This is a genomic window from Pseudomonas sp. NPDC077186, assembly GCF_044543505.1.
Taxonomy (GTDB): Bacteria; Pseudomonadota; Gammaproteobacteria; order Pseudomonadales; family Pseudomonadaceae; genus Aquipseudomonas.
This window is the reverse complement of the sequence record NZ_JBITWE010000001.1, coordinates 1,278,436-1,295,700: the sequence shown is the minus strand read 5'-3', so window position 1 is coordinate 1,295,700 and position 17,265 is coordinate 1,278,436. Positions and strand designations below refer to the sequence as shown.

The following is a 17,265-nucleotide window of genomic DNA, read 5'->3' as shown; positions in this document are numbered from 1 at the left end:
ATGACAGTTGCGCGTCTGTTTGCCGTTGCTCGCGCGGAGGCGGGGGAGGCGTTTCGCCTTGCGGGGCTCGCGGTGCCCCAACCGCTGGCGCGGATGGCCCGGATGCCATCCGGGACGCGGTACGCCCGCGTCCCGGGTCGACCCCAGGGCGTCAGGCCAGGCGCAGGTGGTTGTCCCACAGCCCGGCCGGCAATTCCAGCGCCTGGGCATTGATGCGCTCGCCGCGGCAGTCGTACAGGCGGCAGCGGCCCTGGCCGGAGCTGACCACGAAGCCCTCGGCCAGCGCGCCGACCCCGGCGCAGTCGGCCAGCGGCACGTCCAGGCGCAGCGCGGCGCTGTCCAGGTCCCAGATGAAGAAGCGGTTGCCGCGCGGGGCGGTCAGCGCCAGCAGGCGCAGCTCGCTGTGGATCGCCACGCTGGCGCTGTACTGGTGCATCGCCAGGCGCTGCGCCTCGCCCAGGGGGAAGGGCTGGAAGGCCTGGCCGGGGCGTTTGATCGCCAGCAGCGGCGCCGCATCCTGACTATCGCCCATATATTGCTGGCCGCTGACCACGGTGCCGTCGCTGGCCACCGCCAGGTGGCGCACGCTGTTCTGCCGATCGGCCAGGCGTTCGCGGCTGACCAGGCTGCCGTCGCGGCGCATCAGCACCAGGCTGGCGTCCATGGCGTCGAGGTTCATCTCCACCCGGCTTTCGGCTTCGGTGCGGATGCCGCCGTTGGCCACCACCAGGGTTTCGCCGTCGGGCATCCACAGCAGTTGGTGCGGGCCGACGCCGTGAGTCGGGTGCTCGCCATTGCGTTCAAGTCGGTTGCCGATCAGGCGGTAGACCCCGAGTACGCCGCGGCCGGGCTCGGTGGTGTCGTTCTCGGTGGTGTACAGCCAGTCGCCGCCCTGGTGGAACACCGCGTGGCCGTTGAAGTGACGGCCGGCCGGCGTGGTCAGGGTCTGCAGCAGGCGACCGTCGCGGGTGTCGATCAGGTAGCTGGCGGTGCTCGGCCGGCGGCCGACGAACAGCGCCAGCGGCAGGCTGGGGTGCGGCACCACGTCGTGGCAGCGCTCGCTGACCTGGGTGGCGAAGGCACGCTCGCCGTCCAGGCGGTAGCCGACGGCGTAGTGGCGGCCGTCGCCGTCGTCGCGGGCAGACAGCAGCAGCGGCTGGCCATTCGGGCCGAACAGGGTCCAGCCGGCGAAGGCGCCGGTCGCGGCGCCGACGCCGAGCAGGGCGCCCAGGCCGAGCAGGGTTCTGCGTTGCATGTCAGTCCCCGTCGTGGGCGTTGAAGCCGATCTGCACGCCGAGGGCCTTGGCCAGCTCGCCTTCCTGCAGGCGGTGCAGGCGACCGAGGCTGTCGTACAGCTCGTTCAGGCTGGTGCGGCCGGCTTCGTCGGCGAGCAGCTCGCCCAGCGGCTGCTCCAGCGCCGCCAGACGCTGGCGGGTGTCCTGATAGGCGGCGTCGATGCGGCCGACCAGCTCGGCCTGGTCGCTGCCGAGCAGCGACTGCAGGCCGTCCTTGTTGCTGCCGTGCCACAGCTGTTCGGCCGTGGCCAGTGCGGCGCCGAGGTTGGCCAGGCTGGCGGCGCTGCGCCAGGCTTCGGCCTGGTAGGGCTGGGGGATGCCCTTGCTCTGCCGGCCCATGGGCGCGCCGAGCTTCTTCTTCAGGCCGTCGAGGGCACCGACCTGCACGCGTAGCAGCTCGGCAATGGCCTCGTTGGCGTCGGCATAACGTTCGTTGGGGAATTTCTTCAGCTGCGCGGCCATGCCCTGTTCGGCCTGCCACTCGCCGAGAATCTCGCCGGCCAGCGCCTGCTGGTGGTTGCCGATGGCCTGCAGCAGCGGACAGTAGCGGGCCTTCTGTTCGGCCTGGCCGAGGTCGAGGCCGGGGTCGAACAGCAGGTATTCGTAGGCACTCAGGCCCTGCACCACCACGCTGGCGCTTTCCACGTCGGCCTGGCTCAGTTGCGGCTTGTTCTTGAGCAGGGTCTCGACCTGGCGCTGCACCAGGTTCTTCTTGTCCGGCCAGAACTGGATCTGCCAGGCGCGGTTGCCTTCGGCCAGCGGTCCGACCAGCAGCGGTTGCAGGCCGGCCCAGGCGCTCTGCGCGCCGAGGAAGGCCTGGCGCGCGCCCGGCAGGTCGGCATCGCCGGCGCAGAAGGCGGCGGCGCTGGCGGCCAGTTGGCGGTCGGCCTCCTGCCAGCTGTTGTAGGCCGGCAGCAGCACACCGTCGGCCAGCGCCGCGGCGACCTTGGCATTGGGCTCCTGCTGGCCGCAGCCAACCAGGGCCAGGCCGAGCAGAGAAGCGATCAGGCTCTTGTGCAGCATCTCGGGCTCCTTATAGGGAATTGAGAAAGGCGAGCAGCGCGGCGCGCTGCTCGGCGTCGAAGCTGAGCACCTGCTGCTTGGCCGCCTCGGCCTCGCCGCCGTGCCAGAGGATGGCTTCCAGCAGGTTGCGCGCGCGGCCGTCGTGGAGGAATTGGCTGTGGCCATTGACCGTCTGGGTCAGGCCGATCCCCCACAGCGGCGGGGTGCGCCATTCGCGGCCGCTGGCGAGAAACTCCTCGCGGCCATCGGCCAGGCCCTCGCCCATGTCGTGCAGCAGCAGGTCGGTATAGGGACGGATCGTCTGGCTGGCCAATTCAGGCTCGGCGGCATCGGCCGCGGTGGTGAAGCTCGGCGTGTGGCACTGCTGGCAGCCGGCCTGGTGGAACAGGTTCTTGCCCGCGAGCACGGCGGGCGAATCGACGTCGCGGCGCGCCGGCACGCCGAGGTTGCGGCTGTAGAACAGCACGCTGGCGAGAATGTTGTCGCTGACCTCCGGCTCGCCGCCGTGGGGCGCGGCGAGGCAGTCGGCCTGCACGGCGCTGCAGTTGTCCTGGGCGACCAGCGCGCTGGTCAGGCCCATGTCGCCCGCGAAGGCCTCGGCATTCTGCTGATTCAGGTTCGGCTGGCCGGCTTTCCAGCCGAAGCGGCCGAGCACGCTGCGCTGCAGCTGGCGATCCCAGACCCGGTTGGGGCGGCCGGAGATGCCGTCGCCGTCCGCATCCTCGGGGTCGGCATTGGCCAGGATATCCGCCTCGGCGATGGCTTCGAGCAGGCCCAGGCCGATCATCGGCGGTGCCACGCGCGCGGAGAAACGGGTGTCCGGGTGCAGGGCGCCATAGCCGAGCTGGCTGATCTGCAGCTCGGGCTGGCGCAGCTCCACTAGGGTGCCGTCGGCGAAGGTCACCGGCACGCTGGTGTAGCTCAGGCGTACCTTGCCTTCGGGCGCCACGCCGGGGTTGGCCATGTCCTGCAGCTGGCTGCCATAGGTCGGCTCGGGAATCACCCCAAGACGCTCGATCAGCTCGGCCTGCGCCGCATCGTGGGGCAGCGACAGGCGTACCAGCAGCGAGGCGGCGCTGGTGGCACCGGCGGCCGGGGGATGGCCGCGACCGTCCTTGATATGGCAGTTCTGGCAGGCGTTGGTGTTGAACAGCGGGCCGAGACCATCGCGAGCGGTGGTGGTGGCCGGCGCCACGACCCAGGGGTTGCGGAAGAAACTGTTGCCGACGGCGAAGTCCAGACGGCGACTGGGCGCCAGGTTGGCCGCGGGCATGGAGAAGGCATTGTGGTCGTACTGGCGCACGCTGGCGGCGCCGGCCGAGAGCGCCTCGCCGGGTTCGGCGGCGGTGAAGCGCGGTTGCTGATCGCAGGCGGCCAGGGCGAGGGCCAGCAGGGGCAGCAAAGGGCGCGGGAACGACAGCATCGAAGAGTCCGGAGCGTGAAACGGGAGGGGGCTAAGCTTAGCAGGCTAACGGAGCTTAAATAAGATGGATTTGCGTTGTCTTTACAGCTTGGCCGAGGCGGTGGGGGAGGGGATGGGTTGACGGAGCGTAGCCCGGATGCAATCCGGGAAATCCTGGCCCGGCTATCCCCGGATTGCATCCGGGCTACGGTCTGTTTGGGAGAGGGGGATCGGCAGGGGCGGCCGTTTGCCCTCTCCCGCCCTTCGGCACCCTCTCCCGCAAGCGGGAGAGGGTTATCGGAAGGCCGCGAAGCGGCCGCTTTTTTAGAACTCGTGATCGGCGGTGTCCGGGTTGAGGTCGCCGATGCCCAGCTTGGCGGCGGCCTGTTCGATGGCGCCGGTCTGCTTGACCAGGGCGGCGATGGCGTCGCGCACCAGTTGCTGGCCCTCGGCGTTATCGGCGGCGATCAGCTGGTCGAAGTGCTGGTCGTTCTTCTCGGCGCTGTCGACCAGGGCCTGCAGCTTGGCCTCGCTGGCCTGCAGATCGGCCTTGAGGGTGGCGTCGGCCTGGGCGTCGATCTTGGCCACCAGTTCGGCCAGGCTCGGGCCGCTCAGGGTGCTGCCGTCGACCTTGCGGTACTCGCCGAGGTAGACGTTGCGGATGCCCTTGCCGTTGTAGAAGTGCGAGTTGTGGGTGTTGTCGCTGAAGCAGTCGTGCTCGTCTTCGGTGGAGCCCGCTTCCAGGGCGACCTTCATGCGCTCGCCGGCCAGCTCGCCGAGGGACAGGCTGCCCATGCCGAACAGCATCTTGCGCAGGCCATTCTCGGCCGAGTCGGCCAGCAGCTCGCTGCGGTAGTTGCCTTCGACGCCGTCTTGCCACTGCTCGACCATGCTGTCCAGGTCGCTGACCAGCAGCTCGGTGGCGGCCTTCAGGTAGGCGCGACGGCGCTCGCCGTTGCCGCCGGTGGCGCCTTCGCCGACCAGGTAGTCGGTGTAGGGACGTGCGCCGGCGCCGGGGTTGGTGCCGTTGAGGTCCTGGCCCCAGAGCAGGAACTCGATGGCGTGGTAGCCGGTGGCGACGTTGGCCTCGGAGCCACCCAGCTCGTTCAGGCTGGCCAGCAACTCGGCGTTGATCTCGCTCGCGTCGATCTTGTCTTCGCCGACCTGGAGCTCGCTGTTGGCGACGATATTGGCCTGCGCGCCGGGGTTGCCCAGGGCGTGCTGGTAGTCGGCGGCGACGTAGTCGATCAGGCCTTCGTCCAGCGGCCAGGCGTTGAGCTGGCCTTCCCAGTCGTCGACCACGGCGTTGCCGAAGCGGAACACCTCGGTCTGCATATAGGGTACGCGCGCGGCCAGCCAGGCCTGCTTGGCGGCGTTCAGCGTGGCTTCGCTGGGGTTGGCCAGCAGGGCGTCGACGGCGCTCTGCAGGGCTTTGCCGGTGCTGGCGGCGTCGCTGAACACGGCCAGGGCCAGATCCGCGTAGTGCTTGACCACGGCCTTGGCCGCCGCCTCGTCGACCTTGGTAGCGGCGACCGGAGCGGCGCTCTCGCTGCTGGCAGCCGGGGCCGCCGCTTGGCTGGCGGGCGCTTGGTCGTCGCCGCAACCGGCGAGGGAAATGGCGATGGCCAGCAGGCTGGCGGAAGCCAGGGGCATACGAATCATGGCGGGGTCCTTTGCATGTGCGGAATGTGGATGGTACGCAGGGGTACCTGGAAAACCGCAACATAATGCAAATGTTTCGCATTATGTGTAAAGGCCATTATGCGTCGCCGTGCGGGATATCGCTGCCGCCGGGCGCCGCTGCCGCTAGAATGCCGACACCGATTCGCAGTTCTGCATGGAGAAAACTGCATGAGCCTGACCGCCGTGATCCTGATCGTCGTCCTCGTCCTGCTCGGCGCCTACGCGGTGTCGCTGTACAACGGCCTGGTGCGCCTCAAGCATGGGGTGAGCAAGGCCTGGTCGAACATCGACGTGCTGCTCAAGCAGCGCCACGACGAGCTGCCCAAGCTGGTGGAGACCTGCAAGCAGTACATGCAGTACGAGGGCGCCACCCTGGAGCGGGTGATCGCCGCGCGCAGCGCCGTGGCCAGCGCCCGCGAACAGCACGACGTCGGCGCCCTGGGCAAGGCCGAAAGCGGCCTGCGCGCCGGCCTCGGCCAGCTCTTCGCACTGGCCGAGAACTACCCGGAACTCAAGGCCAACGACAGCTTCCAGCACCTGCAGCAGCGCATCAGCGGCCTGGAGAACGGCATCGCCGACCGTCGTGAGCTGTATAACGAAGCGGTCAACCTCAACAACGTGCGCATCGAGCAGTTTCCCGATGTGATCCTGGCCCGCCTGTTCGCGTTCCAGTCCGCCGAACTGCTGGTGTTCAGCGAAGCGGAGAAGGCCGACGTCGACCTCAAATCGCTGTTCGGCTAAGGCAATGGAAGGCGATATCGGCGGTCTGCTGATCGCCCTGGGGTTCAGCCTGGGCGCCTGCCTGGGCGGTGGCTGGTGGTGTCTGCGGCGCTGGTCGCAGGCGCGTCACCTGCTGGATACGCCGACCTCGAAGATCCGCTCGGCGGCGCAGGGCTATGTCGAGCTCTACGGCGTGCTGGAGGAACTGCCCGAGGCCAGCGTGCGCGGCCCGCTGACCGGTAAGCCCTGCCTGTGGTGGCGCTTTCGCATCGAGGAATACAAATCCAGCGGCAAGAAGCGCAGCTGGCGGGTGATCGAGAGCGGTAGCAGCGATGCCTGGCTGCGCCTGGTCGACGGTACCGGCGAATGCCTGATCGACCCGCGCGGCGCCGAGGTGCGCCCGCTGGTGCGCGAGGTCTGGCAGGGCAGCCTGCGTCATCCGCTGGGGCCGGCGAAGACCGGGTTGCTGGGCTTTCTCAGCAGCGGCAGGCGTTACCGCTACTGCGAGGAGCGTTTTCACGTCGGCCAGCCGCTCTATGCCATCGGCGATTTCCGCACCAGCGGCGGCGGCCAGCAGGGCCTCGACCTGCACGGCGCGCAGGGCCAGGTGATCCGCGAGTGGAAGGGCGACTACGCCGGGCTGCTACGGCGTTTCGACGGCGACGGCAACGGCGAGCTGGACGAGCGCGAGTGGGGCCGCGTGCGCCTGGCCGCGCAGCTGGAGGCGGAGCAGCGGCACCGGCGCAGCAGCGCCGAGCCCGCGCGGCACAAGATGGCCAAGCCGGGCGAGGCGCGCCCCTTTATCCTTGCCAATGCCGGCGAAGACGAGTTGGCCCGCGGTTTCTACTGGCAGGCCGCGGCCGGCGCGCTGCTGTGCCTGGTAGGTGCCCTGGCCAGCGCCTGGCTGTTGGGTGTGCGCAATTTCTGACGCGGGGCGTGGTGGAAAACGCTTCGCGGTTTTCCACCCTACAGGCTGGTGCGCACAGCGCACCCTACGGGAGAGGCGGCGAGCCTGTTAGGCGGGCTGTCCGTTTAGAGCGTGGCGGGGTTGCCGGCGGCGGCACTGAGGCGGCGGGCCTGTTTGAGGAACAGGGTCAGTTCGCGTGCCGACAGCGGCTTGCTGTACAGGTAGCCCTGACCCTCGTGGCAGCCCTGGGCAATGATGTAGGCTTCCTGCTCGGCGGTCTCCACGCCCTCGGCGATCACCTGCATGCCCAGGCTCTTGCCGAGCTGGATGATGGCGCGAACGATGGTGGCGTCGTCCTCGTCTTCCAGCAGGTCCTGAACGAAGCTCTTGTCGATCTTGATCTTGTCCAGTGGCAGGCTCTTCAGATAACTCAGCGAGGAGTAGCCGGTGCCGAAGTCGTCGATGGCGATCAGCGCGCCGGAGCGGCGCAGGCTGAGCAGGTGCTGGGCGGCAGTGCTGATGTCTTCCATCAGGCCGGTCTCGGTGACTTCCAGCTCCAGGCTCTTGGCCGGCAGGCGGTAGACCTGCATCAGGTTGTTGACCACCCGTGGCAGTTCGGCGTGGTGCAGTTGCACGGTGGACAGGTTGATGGCCATGCGCAGGTCGTTGAAGCCCTGGTCGTGCCACTCGCGCAACTGGCGGCAGGTCTGGTCGAGAATCCATTCGCCGATGGGGATGATGGTGCCGTTCTGTTCGGCCAGGGGGATGAACAGATCCGGCGGGACGAAACCGTGTTGCGGGTGCTGCCAGCGCAGCAGCGCCTCGACGCCCACCACCCGGTGGTCGCGGTAGTCCACCTGCGGCTGGTAGACCAGGTGCAGCTGGTTCTGCGCCAGCGCCTCGCGCAGGTCCTTCTCCAACTCGCGGCGGCGGCGCATCTCGCTGTCGACGCTGGCGATATAGAACTGGTAGCGGTTGCGCGAGCGGCTCTTGGCCAGGGTCATGGTCTGCTCGGCTTTCTGCAGCAGCTTCTCGGTGCTGTCGCCGTCTTCGGGAAACAGGGTGATGCCGATGGTGGCGCGCAGGTGTACTTCCTGCTGGTCGAGGAGGAATGGCTGCTCCAGGTCGTCGAGCACGCTCTGCGCCAGTTCGGCGGCCTCGTAGGGCTGTTCGATATCGGCCTGCACCAGGGCGAACTGGTCGCCGCCGAGGCGGGCCAGGGCGCCGAGGCGGCCACTGTGGCTGCGCAGGCGGTCGGACAGGGCCAGCAGCAGCTGGTCGCCGCTCTGGTAACTGAACTGCTCGTTGATGCCCTTGAAGTCGTCCAGGCCGACGCACAGCACGGCGACGCGACGTTGCAGGCGGCCGGCGTCCTCGAGAATCTGGTCGAGCTGCTGTTGCAGCTGCTGGCGATTGGGCAGGCCGGTGAGGAAGTCGTACTGGGCCATGCGCAGCAGGCTGTTCTCCGCCTCGCGACGCAGGTGGGTGTTGCGCTCGATGGAGGCCAGCAGCTGGTTGGCGGTGTTGATCCACAGGCCCAGCTCGTTCTTCTCGTTGCCCTTGAGCATGGGCAGCTTGTGTTCGCTGGGGCGGTCGGGGTTGATGTGGGTCAGGTGCTCGATGATCTTCGACAGTGGCTTGGTCAGCAGCCAGTGGTAGACCAGGTACAGCACCAGGCCCATGGCCAGGGCGCGCAGCACGCCGGAGATGAAGATCACCACCGAGTTGGTGACGAAGCTCTCGCCGTAGGGCGCGGTGTCCAGGGTGATGTTGAGGTCGCCGTAGTATTCGCTGTAGGGGCCGCGGCCGACCAGCTTGGTGGCGAAGTGCTGCTCCTGGCTAAGGATGGGGTCAGTCATCCAGCGCGTCGGCAACTGGGTCAGCTCGCGGGACTTCTCTGCCAGCATGGGTTCGTTGGGATGGCCGATACTGGCGTAGCGCACCGACTCGTGCTGGAACAGGCCCTCGATGACCTGCATGCCCATCTCGCGATCCAGGCTGTACACCGCCTGGGTCGAGGGGTCGCGGAACATGCCGAGGATGCGCTGGGCATCGTTGGCCACCGCCTGGCGGGTCTTGTAGGCGTCGAAGACGATCTGCGCGCAGCTCAACACCACCCCGACAGCCAGCGCCGAGAGCAGCACCACGCGGAGCAACTTGAGTGACAGGCTGTTCTTCAATTCCAGCTTCAAAGGCGATTCCTTGTTCTGTGCGCCCAGCGTCAGTCAGACCAGAGTATTGGCAATCTCGCCCTGGCCGTCAAAGGGCCATCACGCGGGCCAGCAGTTTTCCGCGACGGCGCGTCGCCAATCGGCGTTGCGGGCCTCTGGCACTGTGTCGGTGCGCCGGCTGCGGACTTGAGCGCCGTTCGCCGCGGCGAAAACGAAAAACCCGGCCGAGGCCGGGTTTTTGCGTTACGGGGCTTGAATTCAGGCCGCGTAGTTCTGGGCGACGAAGTCCCAGTTGACCAGGTTCCAGAACGCCTCGACGTACTTCGGACGCAGGTTGCGGTAGTCGATGTAGTAGGCGTGTTCCCAGACGTCGCAGGTCAGCAGCGGGGTGTCGCCGCTGGTCAGCGGGCAGCCGGCGCCGATGGTGCTGGCCAGGGCCAGGGAACCGTCGGCCTTCTTCACCAGCCAGCCCCAGCCGGAACCGAAGGTGCCGATGGAAACCTTGCTGAACTCTTCCTTGAACTTGTCGAAGGAACCGAAGGCGGCGTTGATGGCGTCGGCCAGGGCGCCGGTCGGCTGACCGCCGCCGTTGGGCGACAGGCAGTTCCAGTAGAAGGTGTGGTTCCAGATCTGTGCGGCGTTGTTGAAGATGCCGCCCGAGGAGGTCTTGACGATCTCTTCCAGGGTCTTGCCTTCGAACTCGGTGCCCGGCACCAGGTTGTTCAGGTTCACCACGTAGGTGTTGTGGTGCTTGCCGTGGTGGTATTCCAGGGTCTCGGCGGAAATGTGCGGCTCGAGGGCGTTCTTTTCGTAAGGCAGCGGCGGCAATTCGAAAGCCATGGTCTATCTCCTACTCAGGTCGTGTGCGGTATGCGCATGGGCCGATCACGGGCGGCCGGAACAGCAGGCGCGGGAGGCCTGCAAGCGGCGGGAATTTCCACTCCTTGCGCCGCAGACCGGGGATCATAGCACCGCCCCCCGGGCATAACCACGCAGCAACTGTGTGGAAAAGCCGATGCCAGGGCCCTGTGCCCGTCAGCATTCGTCCCGGATTGCATCCGGGCTACTCGCCTGTAGGAGCGAATTCATTCGTGAAATTCGCGGCACAATCGCGAATAAATTCGCTCCTACACAAGCACCTAGGCTGGGTTGAGCCTGGCGATACCCAGGTAACGGCTGGTGGACAAGGCTTCGCCATATCCACCCTACAGCGCGCCGGCTTTCTTCCAGGCCAGGTAGTTGCTGACCAGCTCGGGGCCCAGCTCGCCGGGGCGGGCGTCGAGCACCGGCACGTCGTGGGCGGCCAGGCGTTCGTGCAAATCGGCGCGGGCGTTGAGGTAGTCCAGGGTGCCGCAGTAGGCCAGGGCCTGCTCGAACTGCTGCACCGGCTCCAGGCGCAGGCGGTCGAGCACTTCCTCGCGCAGGCTGGCGATCAGCACGCGGTGCTGGCGCGACAGGCGCTTGACCGCGGCGAGCAGCTCCTGGTCGTCCTCGTCGCGCAGGTTGGTCACCAGCACCACCAGGGCGCGGCGGCGCTGGCGGGCGAGCAGGGCGTCGGCGGCGGCGGCGAAATCGGCCGGCTGCTGGCTGGCGTGCAGGTCGTAGACGGCATTGAGCAGCACGTTGAGCTGGGCCGGGCCCTTGACCGGCGCCAGATAGCGCGGCTGGCCGCCGGCGAAGGTGGCCAGGCCCACTGCGTCGCCCTGGCGCAGCGCCACGTAGCTGAGCAGCAGGCAGGCGTTGAGGGCGTGGTCGAAGTGCGACAGCTCGTCGTCCTGGCTGCGCATGCGCCGGCCGCAGTCGAGCAGGAAGACGATCTGCTGGTCGCGCTCGTCCTGGTATTCGCGGGCAATCGGCGTGCGCTTGCGCGCGGTCGCCTTCCAGTCGATCTGGCGCAGGCTGTCGCCGTCGCGGAATTCGCGCAGCTGGTGGAACTCCAGGCCGAGGCCGCGACGCGGGCGCTGGCGTACGCCGAGCTGGCTGAGCCAGTCGTCCACCGCTTTGAGCTGGGCGCCGTAGAGGCGGGCGAAATCGGGGTAGACGCGGCTCTCGCCGGGCAACGCCAGCAGGCACCTGGCCTGCCACAGGCGCAGCGGGCTGGGCAGCGTCAGCTCGCAGCGCTGGAAGTGGAAATGCCCGCGTACCAGCGGCTTGAGCCGGTAGGCGAAGCGCGTCTGCTGGCCGGGGCGCAGGGCGATGCGCTGCGGCAGGTGTTCGAAGGCCATGCCCGCCGGCACATGGTCGAACGCCTCGATCTCCAGGCCCTGGGGGTAATAGTGGTGGGCGGTCAGTTGCACCTCGCTCCAGCGCCCCAGCGGCAGGTTGCCCGGCAGCGCGCGCTCGAGGCGCGGCGAGGGCAAGCGGCTCAGACACAGGGCATCGACCGCGGCGACCAGCAGCAGGGCCAGCAGCAGGCCCCAGGCCAGCGGCATCAGGCTGGCGGCCAGGCGCACGCCGAGCAGGGGCAGGGCGCCGAGCAGCACGGCGACGGCGAACAGGGCGCCGAGCAGCCCGAGGAGCAGGCGCGAGGGTTTCATAGGCGCGGCGCTGGCACCTGGTCGAGTAGCTGTTGCAGCACCTGGTCCACCGACAGGCCCTCGATGTCCAGTTCCGGCGCCAGGCGCACGCGGTGGCGCAGCACGGCCAGGGCGCAGCCCTTGATGTCGTCGGGCAGGACGAAATCGCCGCCGCGCAGCAGGGCGCGGGCGCGGGCGCCGCGCACCAGGGCGATCGAGGCGCGCGGCCCGGCGCCCATGGCCAGCCCCGGCCAGCTGCGGGTGGCGCGGGCCAGGCGCACGGCGTAGTCGAGCACTTGGTCGTCCAGCGCCAGGTCGCTGGCGATCTTCTGCAGCGCCAGCACGTCCTTGGCCTGCAGCAGGGTGCGCAGCGGGCTGACCTCGAGCATGTCGGCCTTGGCCGAGCGGGTCACCTGGCGCACCATGCTCAGCTCTTCGTCCGGCTCCGGGTAGTCCATGCGCAGCTTGAGCATGAAGCGGTCCAGCTCGGCTTCCGGCAGCGGGTAGGTGCCTTCCTGCTCGATGGGGTTCTGCGTCGCCAGCACCATAAAGGGCTGCGGCACCGCCAGCGCGCGGCCTTCCAGGGTCACCTGGCGTTCCTGCATCACCTCCAGCAGCGCGGCCTGGGTCTTGGCCGGGGCGCGGTTGATCTCGTCGGCCAGCAGCAGGTTGGTGAACACCGGGCCCTTGCGCAGCTTGAACTGCTCGCTGGCGAGGTCGTACACGGCGTGGCCGGTGACGTCGCTGGGCATCAGGTCGGGGGTGAACTGGATGCGCGCGAACTCGCCGCCGAAGCAGCGCGCCAGGGCGCGCACCAGCAGGGTCTTGCCGAGGCCGGGGACGCCTTCGACCAGCACGTGGCCGCCGGCGATCAGCGCGGTGAGCACGTCGTCGATCACCGCGCCCTGGCCGATCACCGCCTTGCGCAGCTCGGCGCGCAGGGCCTGGGCCAGGGCGCTGGCGCGCTGGCGCTGCTGCGCCTGCGGATGGCTCGGGGCGGCGACCGGGGCTTCGCTGGCCGGCAGGTGTTCGGTATCTGGCGTCTGTTCGCTCGTCATAGGGCATTCCTGAGGCTTTGCAGGTGGGCGACCTGGCGGGTGAAGTCGCTGGCGGAGAGGCGTTGCGGCGGCAGCGGGCGCATGGCCTGGCTGATGTCCCTGGCCGGCAGGCGGGTCAGGCGACCGAGCACCTGCCACTGTTCGGCCACGCCGAGCTTGTCGAAACCGGGGTGACGGCGCCGCGCGCGGCGCCTGATGTCCTGCTGCAGGCCTTGCAGCAGGGCCTGCTGGCCGCTGCGGCGGAGGAGGAAGTCGGCGCTGGCGCGCAGGTGCTCTTCCAGCTGGCGGCGGGCGCGGCTGGCGGGGGCGAGCAGCGGGCCGTGGCGCATGCCGAGGTGCCACAGCGCGGCACCGAGCAGCAGCGCCAGCAGCACCAGTGCCAGCGGGAAGTGGCGCAGCAGCAGGCGGGCCAGGTCGTCGCGCTCGGCGCGGTAGAGCAGGGTCACCGCGCTGTCCTGGCCGAGGTACCAGAGCAGCCAGGCGTGGTCGTACTGGTCGATGTTGCGGTTCTGCCAGATCCACGGATCGCTGAGCACGGTGATCAGGCCGTCGCCGTGATACAGCTGCAGCAGGTGGGTGGCGGCATCGCTGTTGGCCCAGGCGTGGGCGCGATTCTGCGCGTCGTAGAGGTGGAAGTCGGTGTCGAAGGCGATATAGGCCGGCGCCTGCTCGTTCTCCAGGTAGAGCTTGGTCAGCTGCGGGTAGGGCTCGCCGTCGCCAGTCTCCTCGTCGTCGGCCGCGTCCTCCTCGTCCAGTTCCTCGCTCATGTATTGCTGGATGCCGAGCAGGTCGAGCAGCAGGTCGCCGCTCTTGCCTTGGTCTTCGTCCCACAGGCGCTCGGCGACGAACAGCAGGTGGCCGCCGTTCGCCGTCCACTGCAGCAGGCGCTCGACCTGGCGCGGGGTCATGTTGCCGCGGTCGGCCAGCAGCATCAGGGTCTGGCCCTGGCTGGGCAGGCCGTCGAGGATTTCCAGGCCGTCGGCGCGGCGCGCGGCGATGCCCTGCCGGCGCAGGAAGTGTTCGGCGGCGAGGTAGGGGCTGCTGGCGACCTCGGGGGCCGGGCCGTGTTCGACCTCGTCTTGGTAGGGTTCGAGTTTGCCCAGCAGGTAGCTGGCGAGCAGGCCCAGGCCCAGCAGCAGGGCCAAGCCCAGGATGAAACCGGCGCGCCGCGTCATGCCGAGCGCTCCTGGCCGAACAGCTCGCGCCAGCCCTGGCACAGGCCCTGGCGCAGCGCCTCGGGCGGCAGGCGATGACCGTAGGCCAGGGCTTGCCAGTGGCCGGTGAGCTGGCGGCTGTAGGCGGCCAGCTCCTGCTGCTGCAGGGCCTCGACCAGTTGCAGCACCTCGCCTTCGGTGTGCGCCTGTTTCAGCGGCAGCCGGTGCTCGTGCAGCAGGCGGCTGAGCAGGGCGCGGTAGAGCAGGCCGAGGGCGGCGCGCGGCTGCTCGGCCCAGAGCCGTTCGGCCGCGCTGGCGACGTCCTCGGGCAGGCTCTCCGGCGCCAGCTCCAGGCCGAACAGCTGATCCGGCGGCTGCTGCCGGCGCCGACTCGGCAGACCCAGGCGCTCGCCGAAGGTCTGCAGCCACTCGCGGTAGCGCCACAGGACGAACACCAGCAGGGCGGCCAGGGCGGCCCACAGCAGCACCTCGAAGACCTGCGCGACTATATCCAGGCTCTTCCACCATTCGCCGAGCTTGAGCAGGTTCTTGAGCATCTCCAGCAGGGCTTCCAGATCCTCGGGATCGGCCTCCTGCGCCGGTTGTTCCTCGCCGAAGCGCCAGCGGGTGACGGTTTCGCGGTGCTCGAACGGCGGCTCGTCGAGCAGCGCCTCGATGCCGGCGCGCGCCGCCTGGCTGCTCAGCGGCTGCTGCTGCAGGCGCGGCGCATCCGGGCCCTGCGGGTCGAACGGCGCGCTGGCCGTCGGCGCCGAGTCGGCCCAGGCGGCGCCGGGCAGTTGGCTCAGCAGCAGGGCGCAGCCGAGCAGCAGGGCGTAGGCGCTGCCGCTCAGGCGCTGGCGCAGGCGGCGGAAGCTCAGCTCGATGTCCCAGGCCTCCAGGGCGGTGCGCCGGTTGAGGTAGAGGCTGAAGCCGCAGGCGACGTAGACCGGCTCCCAGAGGATCAGCAGCAGCACGTAGAGCAGGTTGGACAGGTGCTCCAGCCACAGCCACTGGCCGCTGCTGGCGGCGATCAGGGTCTCCCAGCTCCAGTTCAGTTCGATCTGCTGTGGCAGCAGCAGGTAGAACAGCGCGGCCAGGCCCAGCCACAGGGCGATTTCCAGGTGCATGCCGACCAGGGTCAGCCAGGTGGCGGCGCCGCTGTCGCGCTGGCCGAGGACGATCAGCCGCTGGCTGCGCGCCTGGCCGGCCAGGCCCTCGAGCTGCAGCACCGGCAGGTCGAAGCTGCGCGTCGGGCTCAGCCGGCGCCAGGTCAGGCTGGCCAAGAGCTGCGGCCCGAGCAGGCGCGGCAGGGCGCGCAGGGCCTGCTTCAGCGTCGGCACGTTGCCGAACAGCGCCTGCGACAGGATATACAGCGGCAGCCGCTCGTAGGCCGGCTTGAGCCACCAGAACAGGAAGATCGCCCAGCCCGGGTACTGCCAGAGCAGGGCGCAGAGCAGGGCGAACAGCGGCAGGGTGAGCAGCGCCCAGCTGGCCATCAGCAGGCCGGCGTGGCGGCGGGCGAGCAGCACGCCGAGGTCGATGGCTTCCCAGGCGGTGCGCGGGCGGATGGCGACGCTGGCTTCAGTCAGGCGCATGCTGCCTCCGTCCGGCCAGCAGCAGGTAGCCCAGCACCAGCGCCCACAGCCCGGCGCCGACCGCGTACTTGATGGTCGGGCTGGCGACGGTGGTGGACGACCAGAAGGCCTCGATAAAGGCCGCTAGCAACAGGAACAGGATCACCCCGGCGACCAGTTGCACCGCGGTGCCCGCGGCCAGGCGCAGCGCCTCGCCGCGCGGCAGGCGGCCGGGGGCGAGCAGCGCCCAGCCGAGCTTGAAGCCGGCGGCGCCGGCCAGGGCGATGGCGGTCAGCTCGAAGGCGCCATGGCCGACGACGAAGGACCAGAAGGTCTCGCTGTAGCCGATGCGGGTCAGGTGGCCGGCCACCGCGCCGATCATCAGGCCGTTGAACAACAGGAAGAACAGGCTGCCCAGGCCCAGCAGCAGGCCGCTGGCGAAGGTCTGAAAGGCGATGCCGATGTTGTTCATGATGTAGAAGCCGAACATCACCCAGTCGTCGCCGGCGTCGCGCTCGCCGAAGCGGCCGAGGCGCCGCGCGTCGGGGTCGTACATTTTCTCCATCTCGCCGACCTGCTCGGGGCTGACCAGGCTGTAGATCAGCTCCGGGTAGAGGTAGATCAGGCCGCCCATCAGCGCCAGGCTGCCGAAGAACAGCAGGCTGGCGACGCACACGCTGCGCCATTCGGCGCGCACCAGGCGGGGGAAGCCGCCGAACAGGAAGCGCACCAGCTGGGCGCCGAGGTGGCTGCGGTGGCGATAGAACTGCTGGTGGCCGCGCATCGCCAGTTGCTGCAGCTGCTCGATCAGATGGCCGCTGTAGCCGCGCGCCTCGGCCAGGGCCAGGTGCTGGCACAGCCGCCGATAGTCGGCGGCGAAGCGGCTGCCGGCCTGCGCCTCGGCCTTGCCCCGCTCGAGGGCGTCGAGCTGCGCGGCGAAGGCGTCCCAGTCGGCCTGGTGGCGGCGCTCGAACAGGCTCTGCTTCATGGCGCGCTCCCCAGCAGGCCGCGGGCGATGCCGTTGAGGCGCGCCTCGGCCTGCTCCGCCGGCACCTGCAGCGGCTCGGCGAGCAGGGCGGCCAGTTCGGCGCGGCGCGCGGCCGACAGCTGGGCGCCGCGTTCGGCGAAGCCGAGCAGCGCGCGTTGCTCGGCCAGGCTGAGCGGGAAGGGCGTCGGCAGCGGCTCGGCCTCCGGCAGCTGCGGGCGCGCCGGCGCGGCGTCGCGGTAGACCACCAGGGTGCCGGCGGCGATATCGCCGAGGCGCTTGAACGCCGGATGGTTGAGGCAGCTGAGAATGCCCAGGCTGTAGCCGAACGGCAGGATGTCGACGAAGCGCAGCAGGTTGCGCGTCAGCGAGGCGGCCCAGCCGATGGGCGTGCCGTCGTCGTGCACCACGCGCAGGCCGAGCAACTGCTTGCCGGGCGAACGGCCCTGGTTGAGCACCTCGAACAGCACCATGTACCACCAGGTGACGAGAAACAGCAGGATGGTGCCCAGGCCCATGCCGAACTGACCGAGCAGGCCGAGGACGATGAACATCAGCGCCAGGATCAGCCCGCGGATCGCCAGGTCGATGGCGAACGCCAGGGCGCGCGGCACCAGGCCGGCGGGACGCAATTGCAGGTCGATGCCCTCCGGCGTCTCCACCTGGTAGCGGGTGTCCAGGGGCGGCTGGTGCTGCGGGAGGCTGGCGCTTGAGCGTGAGGGCATCGGCGGACTGCATCAGGGAAAGCCCGATGCTAGCGAGCAGCGGGACACGAAC

At 69.2% G+C, this 17,265-nt stretch carries 14 protein-coding genes; 2 read left to right on the top strand and 12 right to left on the bottom strand.

Annotated elements, in window-relative coordinates:
- Positions 1-151: 151 nt before the first annotated feature.
- The 4 genes from ACIGKL_RS06140 to ACIGKL_RS06125 form a co-directional block, all read right to left on the bottom strand.
- Positions 152-1,255 (bottom strand): DUF1513 domain-containing protein, encoded by a 1,104-nt coding sequence (locus ACIGKL_RS06140; protein WP_397485804.1) that lies wholly within the window; start codon positions 1,253-1,255, stop codon positions 152-154.
- A gap of 1 nt (position 1,256) precedes the next feature.
- Positions 1,257-2,318 (bottom strand): imelysin family protein, encoded by a 1,062-nt coding sequence (locus ACIGKL_RS06135; protein WP_397485803.1) that lies wholly within the window; start codon positions 2,316-2,318, stop codon positions 1,257-1,259.
- A 10-nt stretch (positions 2,319-2,328) separates the two neighbouring features.
- Positions 2,329-3,741: a di-heme oxidoredictase family protein gene (locus ACIGKL_RS06130; RefSeq protein WP_397485802.1), complete on the bottom strand. Its 1,413-nt coding sequence runs from the start codon at positions 3,739-3,741 to the stop codon at positions 2,329-2,331.
- Between the two features lie 303 nt (positions 3,742-4,044).
- The gene (locus ACIGKL_RS06125) at positions 4,045-5,382 is read right to left on the bottom strand and encodes an imelysin family protein (protein ID WP_397485800.1); all 1,338 of its coding nucleotides are present in this window, start codon (positions 5,380-5,382) and stop codon (positions 4,045-4,047) included.
- A gap of 189 nt (positions 5,383-5,571) precedes the next feature.
- On the opposite strand from ACIGKL_RS06125, the gene ACIGKL_RS06120 reads away from it, so the two are divergent.
- Both ACIGKL_RS06120 and ACIGKL_RS06115 read left to right on the top strand, forming a co-directional pair.
- The gene (locus ACIGKL_RS06120) at positions 5,572-6,144 is read left to right on the top strand and encodes a LemA family protein (RefSeq protein WP_397485799.1); all 573 of its coding nucleotides are present in this window, start codon (positions 5,572-5,574) and stop codon (positions 6,142-6,144) included.
- Positions 6,145-6,148: 4 nt separating this feature from the next.
- On the top strand, positions 6,149-7,051 hold the full coding sequence (locus tag ACIGKL_RS06115; protein ID WP_397485798.1) for a GIDE domain-containing protein: 903 nt from the start codon (positions 6,149-6,151) through the stop codon (positions 7,049-7,051).
- A 104-nt stretch (positions 7,052-7,155) separates the two neighbouring features.
- Here ACIGKL_RS06115 and ACIGKL_RS06110 read toward each other — a convergent pair whose 3' ends face one another.
- The 8 genes from ACIGKL_RS06110 to ACIGKL_RS06075 form a co-directional block, all read right to left on the bottom strand.
- Positions 7,156-9,222 (bottom strand): putative bifunctional diguanylate cyclase/phosphodiesterase, encoded by a 2,067-nt coding sequence (locus tag ACIGKL_RS06110; RefSeq protein ID WP_397485797.1) that lies wholly within the window; start codon positions 9,220-9,222, stop codon positions 7,156-7,158.
- A gap of 237 nt (positions 9,223-9,459) precedes the next feature.
- On the bottom strand, positions 9,460-10,041 hold the full coding sequence (sodB, locus tag ACIGKL_RS06105; RefSeq protein ID WP_021443757.1) for a superoxide dismutase [Fe]: 582 nt from the start codon (positions 10,039-10,041) through the stop codon (positions 9,460-9,462).
- A 365-nt stretch (positions 10,042-10,406) separates the two neighbouring features.
- Positions 10,407-11,738, bottom strand: a complete 1,332-nt coding sequence (locus tag ACIGKL_RS06100; protein WP_397485796.1) for a DUF58 domain-containing protein — start codon at positions 11,736-11,738, stop codon at positions 10,407-10,409.
- A complete protein-coding gene (locus tag ACIGKL_RS06095) occupies positions 11,735-12,775 on the bottom strand; it encodes an AAA family ATPase (protein WP_397485795.1) in 1,041 nt (346 codons plus the stop codon). The genes ACIGKL_RS06100 and ACIGKL_RS06095 overlap by 4 nt, the downstream gene beginning before the upstream one ends.
- Positions 12,772-13,950, bottom strand: coding sequence for a DUF4350 domain-containing protein (locus tag ACIGKL_RS06090; RefSeq protein WP_397485794.1), 1,179 nt, complete (start codon positions 13,948-13,950; stop codon positions 12,772-12,774). Before ACIGKL_RS06090 ends, ACIGKL_RS06095 begins: the two co-directional genes overlap by 4 nt.
- Positions 13,947-15,524 carry a DUF4129 domain-containing protein gene (locus ACIGKL_RS06085; protein ID WP_397485793.1) on the bottom strand — a complete coding sequence of 526 codons (1,578 nt, stop codon included), beginning with the start codon at positions 15,522-15,524 and terminating at the stop codon, positions 13,947-13,949. The genes ACIGKL_RS06090 and ACIGKL_RS06085 overlap by 4 nt, the downstream gene beginning before the upstream one ends.
- Positions 15,511-16,491, bottom strand: a complete 981-nt coding sequence (locus ACIGKL_RS06080; protein WP_397485792.1) for a stage II sporulation protein M — start codon at positions 16,489-16,491, stop codon at positions 15,511-15,513. Before ACIGKL_RS06080 ends, ACIGKL_RS06085 begins: the two co-directional genes overlap by 14 nt.
- Positions 16,488-17,213: an RDD family protein gene (locus ACIGKL_RS06075; RefSeq protein WP_397485791.1), complete on the bottom strand. Its 726-nt coding sequence runs from the start codon at positions 17,211-17,213 to the stop codon at positions 16,488-16,490. Before ACIGKL_RS06075 ends, ACIGKL_RS06080 begins: the two co-directional genes overlap by 4 nt.
- Between the last annotated feature and the right edge of the window lie 52 nt (positions 17,214-17,265).

Coding starts and splice junctions, on each gene's coding strand:
- ACIGKL_RS06120 (WP_397485799.1), top strand. CDS start 5,572: ATGAGCCTGACCGCCGTGATCCTGATCGTCGTCCTCGTCCTGCTCGGC.
- ACIGKL_RS06135 (WP_397485803.1), bottom strand. CDS start 2,318: ATGCTGCACAAGAGCCTGATCGCTTCTCTGCTCGGCCTGGCCCTGGTT.
- ACIGKL_RS06080 (WP_397485792.1), bottom strand. CDS start 16,491: ATGAAGCAGAGCCTGTTCGAGCGCCGCCACCAGGCCGACTGGGACGCC.
- ACIGKL_RS06095 (WP_397485795.1), bottom strand. CDS start 12,775: ATGACGAGCGAACAGACGCCAGATACCGAACACCTGCCGGCCAGCGAA.
- ACIGKL_RS06115 (WP_397485798.1), top strand. CDS start 6,149: ATGGAAGGCGATATCGGCGGTCTGCTGATCGCCCTGGGGTTCAGCCTG.
- ACIGKL_RS06100 (WP_397485796.1), bottom strand. CDS start 11,738: ATGAAACCCTCGCGCCTGCTCCTCGGGCTGCTCGGCGCCCTGTTCGCC.
- ACIGKL_RS06125 (WP_397485800.1), bottom strand. CDS start 5,382: ATGATTCGTATGCCCCTGGCTTCCGCCAGCCTGCTGGCCATCGCCATT.
- ACIGKL_RS06090 (WP_397485794.1), bottom strand. CDS start 13,950: ATGACGCGGCGCGCCGGTTTCATCCTGGGCTTGGCCCTGCTGCTGGGC.
- ACIGKL_RS06075 (WP_397485791.1), bottom strand. CDS start 17,213: ATGCCCTCACGCTCAAGCGCCAGCCTCCCGCAGCACCAGCCGCCCCTG.
- ACIGKL_RS06085 (WP_397485793.1), bottom strand. CDS start 15,524: ATGCGCCTGACTGAAGCCAGCGTCGCCATCCGCCCGCGCACCGCCTGG.
- sodB (WP_021443757.1), bottom strand. CDS start 10,041: ATGGCTTTCGAATTGCCGCCGCTGCCTTACGAAAAGAACGCCCTCGAG.
- ACIGKL_RS06140 (WP_397485804.1), bottom strand. CDS start 1,255: ATGCAACGCAGAACCCTGCTCGGCCTGGGCGCCCTGCTCGGCGTCGGC.
- ACIGKL_RS06130 (WP_397485802.1), bottom strand. CDS start 3,741: ATGCTGTCGTTCCCGCGCCCTTTGCTGCCCCTGCTGGCCCTCGCCCTG.